This window comes from Haladaptatus sp., from assembly GCF_049589095.1.
GTDB lineage: Archaea > Halobacteriota > Halobacteria > Halobacteriales > Haladaptataceae > Haladaptatus.
On sequence record NZ_JBAWAC010000613.1, the window covers coordinates 1 to 8,242 of the forward strand.

General features: G+C 61.0%; 9 protein-coding genes. 3 read left to right on the top strand and 6 right to left on the bottom strand.

Annotation, left to right across the window (positions count from 1 at the left end; all coding sequences use genetic code 11):
- Positions 1-322: 322 nt before the first annotated feature.
- Entirely contained in the window at positions 323-1,003 is a 681-nt protein-coding gene (locus WBV42_RS19415; protein WP_423987498.1) for an MBL fold metallo-hydrolase, read from the bottom strand.
- A gap of 187 nt (positions 1,004-1,190) precedes the next feature.
- Positions 1,191-2,168 carry a tyrosine--tRNA ligase gene (locus WBV42_RS19420; protein ID WP_423987499.1) on the bottom strand — a complete coding sequence of 326 codons (978 nt, stop codon included), beginning with the start codon at positions 2,166-2,168 and terminating at the stop codon, positions 1,191-1,193.
- A gap of 99 nt (positions 2,169-2,267) precedes the next feature.
- On the opposite strand from WBV42_RS19420, the gene WBV42_RS19425 reads away from it, so the two are divergent.
- Positions 2,268-2,468, top strand: a complete 201-nt coding sequence (locus tag WBV42_RS19425; protein WP_066140546.1) for a hypothetical protein — start codon at positions 2,268-2,270, stop codon at positions 2,466-2,468.
- Positions 2,469-2,470: 2 nt separating this feature from the next.
- On the opposite strand, the gene WBV42_RS19430 is transcribed toward WBV42_RS19425, so the two are convergent.
- From WBV42_RS19430 to WBV42_RS19440, 3 genes are all read right to left on the bottom strand, one after another.
- Positions 2,471-4,471, bottom strand: a complete 2,001-nt coding sequence (locus WBV42_RS19430; RefSeq protein WP_423987500.1) for a DUF460 domain-containing protein — start codon at positions 4,469-4,471, stop codon at positions 2,471-2,473.
- Positions 4,472-4,548: 77 nt separating this feature from the next.
- Positions 4,549-5,028 carry a TspO/MBR family protein gene (locus tag WBV42_RS19435; RefSeq protein ID WP_423987501.1) on the bottom strand — a complete coding sequence of 160 codons (480 nt, stop codon included), beginning with the start codon at positions 5,026-5,028 and terminating at the stop codon, positions 4,549-4,551.
- A gap of 413 nt (positions 5,029-5,441) precedes the next feature.
- Positions 5,442-5,651, bottom strand: coding sequence for a hypothetical protein (locus WBV42_RS19440; protein ID WP_423987502.1), 210 nt, complete (start codon positions 5,649-5,651; stop codon positions 5,442-5,444).
- Positions 5,652-5,884: 233 nt separating this feature from the next.
- Here WBV42_RS19440 and WBV42_RS19445 point away from each other — a divergent pair, with 233 nt between their 5' ends.
- Positions 5,885-6,775: a DUF6293 family protein gene (locus tag WBV42_RS19445; protein ID WP_423987503.1), complete on the top strand. Its 891-nt coding sequence runs from the start codon at positions 5,885-5,887 to the stop codon at positions 6,773-6,775.
- Between the two features lie 10 nt (positions 6,776-6,785).
- On the opposite strand, the gene WBV42_RS19450 is transcribed toward WBV42_RS19445, so the two are convergent.
- Positions 6,786-7,505, bottom strand: a complete 720-nt coding sequence (locus WBV42_RS19450) for a DUF1405 domain-containing protein (protein WP_423987504.1) — start codon at positions 7,503-7,505, stop codon at positions 6,786-6,788.
- Between the two features lie 108 nt (positions 7,506-7,613).
- Between WBV42_RS19450 and WBV42_RS19455 the strand changes: the two genes are divergently transcribed.
- The coding region (locus tag WBV42_RS19455) for a pyridoxal 5'-phosphate synthase lyase subunit PdxS (RefSeq protein ID WP_423987505.1) at positions 7,614-8,242 on the top strand (629 nt) is incomplete at its 3' end.

Genomic DNA, 8,242 nt, shown 5'->3' on the forward strand with positions numbered 1-8,242 from the left:
CTTCGGAATGGGCGGAATGATGGGCGGCGGATTCGAGTAATCGACGGGCGGTTTTCATTCCGGCAGCGGATAGTAATCCAGGGATTCCGTCGATATATCCGTTCTCAAGGGCTGTTTTCTTCTTTTCGAACACCGTTCCCGATCGTAGATGCCGGAAAAGCGGTCCGACTCCCATCGTCGATAAACCCAAATCAGCGATATCAAATCGGCATCACGGGAGAACGGGGTCCGAGTCGTAGCGTCGTTTCGGAGGGAGGGGGCGTGGTCGAAATGGTTCTGAAAGCGTCGAATTCGGGAGAATAAGACAACAGCAGGCCGCAGATTACGCGACGAGGCTCGCCAACAGGTCGTGACCGTCTTCGAGCGAGGGACCGTGCCCGGGACACGCGTACCGAAACTCCTCGGTCCGTTCACAGAGTGATTCGATGCTTTCGGTGACTTGGGTGGTATCGTAACTGGTGATCCTGCCGGACGAACGAAGACTGTCCCCGAACCCGTACGCGAGGTCGCCCAGAAACGCGGCGGAAAGGTTCTCGTGAAGGTAAACCACGTGGCCGGGCGTATGCCCCGGCGTGTGATACGCCCGAAAGTCGCCGATCGTCTCCCCGTCCTCGATGGAACGGATGGGAAGGTCGGGAAGCGTAAGCCGCCGGTAATACAATCGCTGCAGCGCCTCGATCCCGTGGCGAGCGGTCCACGGAGGGAGTTGGTCCCCGGAGACGTAGGGTGCTTCCAACCGGTGGATGTACACCGGTGCATCCAAGTCGGGCGTCAATCGTGAGAGCGTTCCCACGTGGTCGCCGTCGTAGTGGGTCAACAGAACACGATCGATATCCGACAGTTCGAGACCGGCATCGTGAACGCCGTCCCGTACGGTCCCTTCGTCGCCGGGCCAACCGGCGTCCACGAGCGTAATGTCACCGTCGTCGACGATGTACACGTTCGGTTTGTCCCGTGTTCGACAGTCGACGTGGTGGACGCCATCCGGTAGGCATGCGGTCATTGTTTGAGTCGAGACTTTCGGGTAATATTATTCTTCCCCACCATCAGGCAACGCCGAAACAGCCGCCGCGATACAGGAGCCACTGTCGTCCAGATACAGGATTTCGTATAGCGTTCCAGTGTTTATGGATGGGGAACAGTACGGGAATCCGCTACAGACGGCCAAAAGCGCTGCAATTAGAACGGCGCTACTCGGCCTGTCGAATCTTCTCGCGGCCCGGTGCGATGAGTTCGTCGAGATAGGTCGCCAATGCGCCCTTCGCGTCGGCGGGGTGGAGTTCGCCGCTCTCCAAGTCGTCTTCGAGCGACTGGTAATCGTTGTATTCGAGGTTGCCGCCGTACTTGTCGGGGCGTTCCACGACGACCTGCTCGAAGCGCGGGAAGACGTGGTACTCGAAGATTTGGAGGACGGGATTTTCCAGGTCGCCTTCGGGGTCGCGGGTCGGCGGGCAGAACGCGCCGTTGACCTTCTCCTCGATGTCCTCGGTCGAATCCTCCATCGAGATGGTGACGCCCTTGCTGGAGGACATCTTGCCCTCGCCGGACGAGAGTTCGGCGATGAGTGGGGTGTGCAGGCAGGTCGGCGCGTCGTAGCCGATGCTCGGGAGCGTGTCGCGGGCGAGCATATGCACCTTGCGCTGTTCCATTCCGCCGATAGCGAGGTCCAAGTCGAGGTATTCGATGTCGAGCGACTGCATGAGCGGGTACACCGCCTGCGAGACTTTCGTGGAGTCGCCGCTCTGGATTTCCGCCATCGCACGGCTCGCGCGGTTGAGCGTGGTCTCCAGTTCGAGCGAGTGGAGGTCGAGAACGTAGTCGTCGTCCATCTGGAACTCGGAGCCAAAGCGGAACTCCGTGTTCTCCTCGTCCAGTCCGTAGGCGATGAACTGCTCTTTCATCTTCTCCGCGGTCTCCTGAATCTCCTCGAACGTTCCTTTATCGTTCAGGTAGGCGTGCACGTCGGCGAGCAGGATGACGACTTCGAACCCGGCTTCCTGCAGGTCGATGAGTTTGTTCGCGGTGAGCATGTGCCCGATGTGGAGCACGCCGGAGGGTTCGTAGCCGACGTAGGCGCGCTTGCCCTCGGGGTCCGCCGCGAGTTCGCGCACTTCCTCCTCGGTCACCAACTCCTCGGCGTTCCGTGAGATTAACTCGTAGGCATCCATGCTCGGGAAAAGATGGTTCACCGGCTTTAGGGTTGCGTCATCATGCTACTGGGAATCGCACTCCCAACAGCCAAGTCATCGGAAGAAAAACCCGGTGGTATGAACGGAAAACGGATCGGTCTCTGGATGACCGTCGTCGGCGCCCTCGCGCTGTATCCTGCCATTCGATTTCAGGAAGGAGTTTCGACGACGCTCCCGGAGTACGTGCTTCTGTATGCGACCGTGCTGGTGCTCGGATTCGGTGTCGCCATCTGGGGATTGAGCGTCCTGCGAACGCTGACGACCGACTGGACGACGTAAGATCAGTTCCCGAGCGAGGACGACCCGCGACCGTCCGCTCGACTCTCGGCCCGATGTTCGCTGATGAGTTGGTCGAGTTGGTCGGCCTTTTCCTGTTTCTGGCGTTCCTCGGCCCGGTCGTGCCAGTCGTCGATGACGGCTTCGACTTCCGACTCGCGTGCGACGGCGAGTTCGTCTATCTCCTGAATCGTCACCTCGTCGGCGGGGCCGACCGGAACGTCGTGTTCGAACAGCACCTCGTCCGCCGCGTCGGAGATGCCACCCGCTTTCAGGACGACGCGGGGAGCGATGTCCACCAACCGCTCGGCGGTCGAATGTCCCGCGCCGCTCGCGTCGCGGAGGAAAATCACGTCGCCGTCGGCAAGGCCATAGCTCTCGTCGGCGGCGTCGATGGCGTCGTTGGTGAACTTCTCGATAGGTTTGACGGCGACGAGTCCGGCCTGTTTCTCCGACACGTCGCTGAAGTTCGAGTGGTCGAGTTTCCACAGTTCCTTGAGTCGCGCGAGTTTGCCTTCCAGCGCCTCGATGGTCTCGTCGCGGTCGTCGAGCTCGTCCTCCAGCCTGTTGTTCTCGCGTTGCAGGCGCGAGATTTCCCTGCGTTCGCGGGCGCTCTGGCGTTCCTTCCGCCGCGTGTCCGAGAGTTCCGTCTCCAACTCGTCGATTCGCTCGTCCTTTCGCTCGACTTTCTCGTTCAAATCGTCCGCGTGCGACTGGAGGCGTTCGACCTGCGATTCGAGTTGTTTGATGCGTTTCTCCTCGGGGGAGAGTTCACGGACGGTGTGTTCGGACTGTTCTTCCTCGGGTTCCGGGTCGTCCGACAGGTCCCGGAGGACGCTCTCGACGCTCTCGTCACCGGCGACGACGCGGGCGGTTACCTCGCCGCGACTGATTCCCGGCGGGACCTTCCGGGCGATTCGCCCGAACTGGTCCTCGTGGCTGTCGTAGGCGAACAGCGCGGCCGCCATCGCGTCGCGCTGGTGGTCGTTGTCGTAGCCGTCTTCTCTCGTGCGGTGTTGCTTCTCGTCCACCGGCAGGTCCGTGTCGGGAGTCCATCCGGCCGCGTCGAAACTCCGGCGGAACTTCTCGACCGTCTCGGGCATCGGCGTCACGTCCGCCGCGATGATGACCGGCCGCCCGCGTTCGATGATCCACTCGATGACGTCGGCCGTGTCGGCGGTCCGCGTGCTCAACACGTCGAGCACGTTGCCGTCCAAATCGGTCATCGCCACCGCCGTCGTCGTACCGGGGTCGATGCCGACGATGACGTGATCGCGGCGCTTCGCCAGCGGTTCGAATTCGATACCGTCGCGGCGGAGGCGTTCGACTTCGACGCGGATGTCGCCGGAACGCCGGGCCGAGACCGGAATGTCGCTCGGCCGGGCTTCGACTTCGAAGATCGCGTTTGAGTAGCCGCCGTACTTCTCGGTCACGTCGCGTTCGTAGTCCAGACCCGCCTCCTTGAGCTTCGACTCGACTTTCCGGGAGTGTTCCTTCACCGACCCGTGAATCCGGCGAGTGTAGCGGTCGGCGCTCCAGCCACCCTTTCCGGTCGAACGCCCACGTGCGACTTTGACTTGTGTGGTGTTCGTGAACGCCGAGACTTCTTGGCCGACGTTCATGGCCGCGAGGCGGGCCGCAGCCTCCGCTTCGCGCATCGGTTTCTTGCCGTATGGAACGCCGTGGCGCGAGGCGACCCGGGAAAGCGGTTCGGGTCGCTCCGCACCCGTCACCTGCACGAGGCGGGTGTCGTCCGGCAGGGAGCCGAGGAAGTGGACGAGAGCGTTCTTGTCGGCGGCGAGTTCGTACATGTTGTCCGTGGCGACGAACGTCGGTTCGTCGCGGTGGATGAGCCGCCGGAGTTTGCGGTAAGAGACGACATCGCGGTCTATTCCCTCGCCGTCGTAGACGACGAGCGCGTAAGAGGGAGAATCACCCCGAACGTCCCCGCTTTGGATATCGACACCGAAAACGAGGGCGTCGAGGGCACTCGTTCGCTCGCTCACGATTCGTGGTAGGGTCTCTCGAAATATAAATCCGACGCGCAAAAGAGCGGGCCGTCAGCGATTCGAGAACGGGAGAATTATCGATTGAGCCGCCACACTTCGACGTTGAGATACCCGGCGAACGACACCCAGAGCAGGTACGGAATCAACAGCAGCGCCGCCTTCCAGTTCACGCGGACGAACGCCAGTACCGTCACGACGATGGCGAGCCACAGTCCGACGATGAAGACGACGCCACCCAGAATCGAGTGACGGCGGAAGAACACCATCGTCCACGCGACGTTCAACCCGAGTTGGAGTAGAAACGTCGAAACCGCACGCCCGCTCCCTTCCTCGCGCCGTACGAGATGGAAGGCCACGCCCATCAGGAAGAACAGCGTCGTCCAGACCGGCCCGAACACCCAATCTGGCGGGTTCCCGTCGGGCTTTTCCAACGTCTGATACCACGTCGAAACGTCCTCCGCCGTGAGCACGCCCGGAACGATTCCCGCGAGTTCGCAGAACGCCACGCTGACCGCGAGTCCCGGCCACTCCTCCTTCGAAATGTCGAGGGGCATAGGCAGGTGGTCGGTTTCGATAGGTAAAGGGACACACCCCACTCGTCGGGAGAACGAAAGAGTCAGCTTCGCTCGCGGAAGCTTCGTTATGTGAGTTCTCAATAGATAGTTCCAAATAAAAATATATTTTGTGACACACTACATCGAATATGAGCTCAACGGAAAAAACCCTGTTCGCGATAGGAGCCCTAATCTGCTTCGGTGGAGTCCTTTACGGCCTCTGGCTGTACTACACAGTCCCAAAGATGCCTTTCAACGACGTTGTCGCTTTGCTTTTCCTCGTGTTACCTGGAGCAGTGTGTGCTAAAAGGGCTCTTACCCCCTCACCGGGGTGAGAAACGATTCGTTGCAACACTGAGAACGGTGGAGTACTGATCATCTCTAGATGAAGTGTCGTGAATCTCTAGCCCGCTTCACGGTGTTTCATGCCACGAACGACCGGACGCGTACCGTCGCTGGGCGTGAACGGAGATATCCCGGACGAGCAACCCTCGCTGCTTGAAATGCTCGTGGATCAATTTCAACAACTGCTCGTCCACGTCCTCGCGGTCGATGCCTTTGAGACAGAGGACGGTTTGTGTGGTGGCGATACGCTTTTCATTAGAAGGTTCGTTGTCCGACATGCTTCGGTAGGCTCCGAAGCAGACGGGGTCAGTGTTCCTGCACTGGCCTTTTGCGGCTTTACCCCGCATGCTTCGGATGGGAGTATTGACTATGGGGAGTTAATTCTATTGGTTCTGACGGGTACGGAATCCGACGGATGAGGTCCTCCAACGCCGTCCGTCCCGGATTCGAAGTCGTCTTTCCGAGACCCGTTGACGACGACTTTAAACCCGTTTCCCGAGAATCCCCGCCCATGCAGACACACATCGTCCCGGTCGGGTTCGATTACGACCGGCTCATCGCGCCGCTGGTGCGCGACCAACTGGACGTTGACCGCGTCATCCTGTTGGAGGGTGCGGTGGGGAGCGAGGCGAACGTCGAGTACTCCCGTAACCTCTCCCGGAAACTCGGCAAGGACTTCGAGAATTTGCTCGGAGCCGAAACCGAACGCGTCGTCATCGAGGACGTGTACGACTACGACACGGCGTTCGAGCAGGCCTACGAGCGTATCAACGCCGAACTCGACGCTGGCGGCGAGGTGTGGGTGAACGTCAGCGCCATGCCCCGGACGGTGAGTTTCGCGTTCGCCACCGCCGCCCACTCCATCATGGTCGAGCGACAGGAGGACCGCGAAAAGATTCACACCTACTACACCGCACCCGAGAAGTATCTGGAGACGGAACTCGCCGAGGAACTGCGCGAGGAGACCGAACTGCTCGAATCCGTGCTGAACGGCGAGGTGGACGAGGAGCGGATCGAGACGCACCTCGAACACGCCCGCGACCTGCTCTCGGAGTTCGACGAGCGCGGGACGACCATCGGCGCGAAACGCGTCGGAACGGGTCACATTGTGGAACTCCCCGTGGCGTCGTTCTCGAACGTCAAACCGTTCGAAGAACTCATCCTGTTCACGCTCGGAGAGCACGGCCAGTTCGAGAGCGTGAGCGAACTCGCACAGACGCTGGCCCGCGACCTGAACGAGGAGTACACCGACAGCTTCCGGTCGAAGGTCATCTACAACGTGGACCGACTCGGCCCGGGCGGAAAGGGCTACATCGAACAGGAAGAGGAGGGGAAATCCTACCGCACGCGACTCTCACGAATCGGGGAGTTGTGGGTTCGCTCGCACACGAACGACGATTAGCTCCAATCCTTCAGTCTTTTACTCTCGACTCCAACTTCTCGATGCGCGTCGTGAGCGCCAGGAACGTCGCCAACAGCGTTATCACCACAGCTCCCGCCGCGGCGATTCGGTGCGTGTGGACGGGGTGGTTGAACCAGCCGTTCGCCATCAGCTTTTGTGCTGGCAGGCCGGTGTGGTGGGGTGTTCCGACGATGGGAATGAAGTAGTCCACGACGTCGTTGAAGCCGTACCAGAGGACGGCAAACGAGATCGCTCCGACCGGAAAGCTACTGTAGCGGTAGATGAGGAATGCCTCCACGACCATCGAGAGGTGGCTACAGAACAGGAACGCGTACATCGGCCCGCTCGTGTCCTGGAGGAACCCGTTGTGGAACACGGCCAGCACGAACGGCGTCCAGAGGCCGAGTTGGAGACAGCCGAAGAAGGCGAGCATGTTCATCCACTCGTTGTTTCGCCCGAGTTTCCACAGGGCGAGCGATATCGCGATGAACAGCGTAGCCATCGGGCTGTCCGGAACGAAGAGCCACATCGACATCGGTTCGACGCTGAACTGCCACGCTACGTGCGGACTGGTGAACGGATGAAAGCCGTAGTACCAGAAACCGAACGCGGTGCCGATGAGATTGATGATAACGATGGGCCACGCCATTCGCAGGCCGAAATCCTCCAGCCACTCTGGAAGCGGGGCGACGTACCGCGGGAGGGTTTCGCGGGCCGGAAGGCTCGTCATACCCTCGGCGAGGAATTGTCGTCCCAAAGAGGCTTCGATTGGCGTTTTGACTGGTTTCCCCGTGCCGTAATCGGTACGTCTTAACCCCCGGCTTCGTTAGGGTCCACCATGGCAGAGCCAACCGACATCGAGGAACTCAAGCGCGGCACGGAACTGGTCAAGCGCGGCTTCGCCCGCATGCAGAAAGGCGGCGTCATCATGGACGTCGTGAACCCCGAACAGGCCCGCATCGCGGAGGACGCGGGTGCGGTCGCCGTCATGGCGCTCGAAGCCGTCCCGGCGGACATCCGAAAGCGCGGCGGCGTGGCGCGGATGGCCGACCCCGCCGACGTAGAGGAGATCATCGACGAGGTCTCGATTCCCGTGATGGGCAAGGCACGAATCGGCCACACGACGGAAGCCCAGATCCTCGAATCCATCGGCGTGGACATGATCGACGAGTCCGAGGTCCTCACCCCCGCGGACGAGGCGTACCACATCGACAAGCGTGAGTTCACCTCGCCGTTCGTCTGCGGCGCGCGCAACCTCGGCGAGGCGCTTCGCCGCATCAACGAGGGCGCGGCGATGATCCGCACGAAGGGCGAGGCCGGAACCGGCGACGTGAACCAAGCCGTTCACCACCAGCGCACCATCAAAGGCGCGATTCGGGAGCTTCAGGGCAAGACCCACGAGGAGCGCGAGATGATCGCCCGCGAACTCGAAGCCCCCGCAGAACTCGTCCACGAGACGGCCGAAGC

Bases quoted from the DNA above. Each gene is read 5' to 3' on its own strand.
- WBV42_RS19425 (WP_066140546.1), top strand. From the start codon at position 2,268: ATGAACGGAAAACGGATCGGTCTCTGGATGACCGTCGTCGGCGCCCTC.
- WBV42_RS19435 (WP_423987501.1), bottom strand. From the start codon at position 5,028: ATGCCCCTCGACATTTCGAAGGAGGAGTGGCCGGGACTCGCGGTCAGC.
- WBV42_RS19445 (WP_423987503.1), top strand. From the start codon at position 5,885: ATGCAGACACACATCGTCCCGGTCGGGTTCGATTACGACCGGCTCATC.
- WBV42_RS19440 (WP_423987502.1), bottom strand. From the start codon at position 5,651: ATGTCGGACAACGAACCTTCTAATGAAAAGCGTATCGCCACCACACAA.
- WBV42_RS19415 (WP_423987498.1), bottom strand. From the start codon at position 1,003: ATGACCGCATGCCTACCGGATGGCGTCCACCACGTCGACTGTCGAACA.
- WBV42_RS19420 (WP_423987499.1), bottom strand. From the start codon at position 2,168: ATGGATGCCTACGAGTTAATCTCACGGAACGCCGAGGAGTTGGTGACC.
- WBV42_RS19450 (WP_423987504.1), bottom strand. From the start codon at position 7,505: ATGACGAGCCTTCCGGCCCGCGAAACCCTCCCGCGGTACGTCGCCCCG.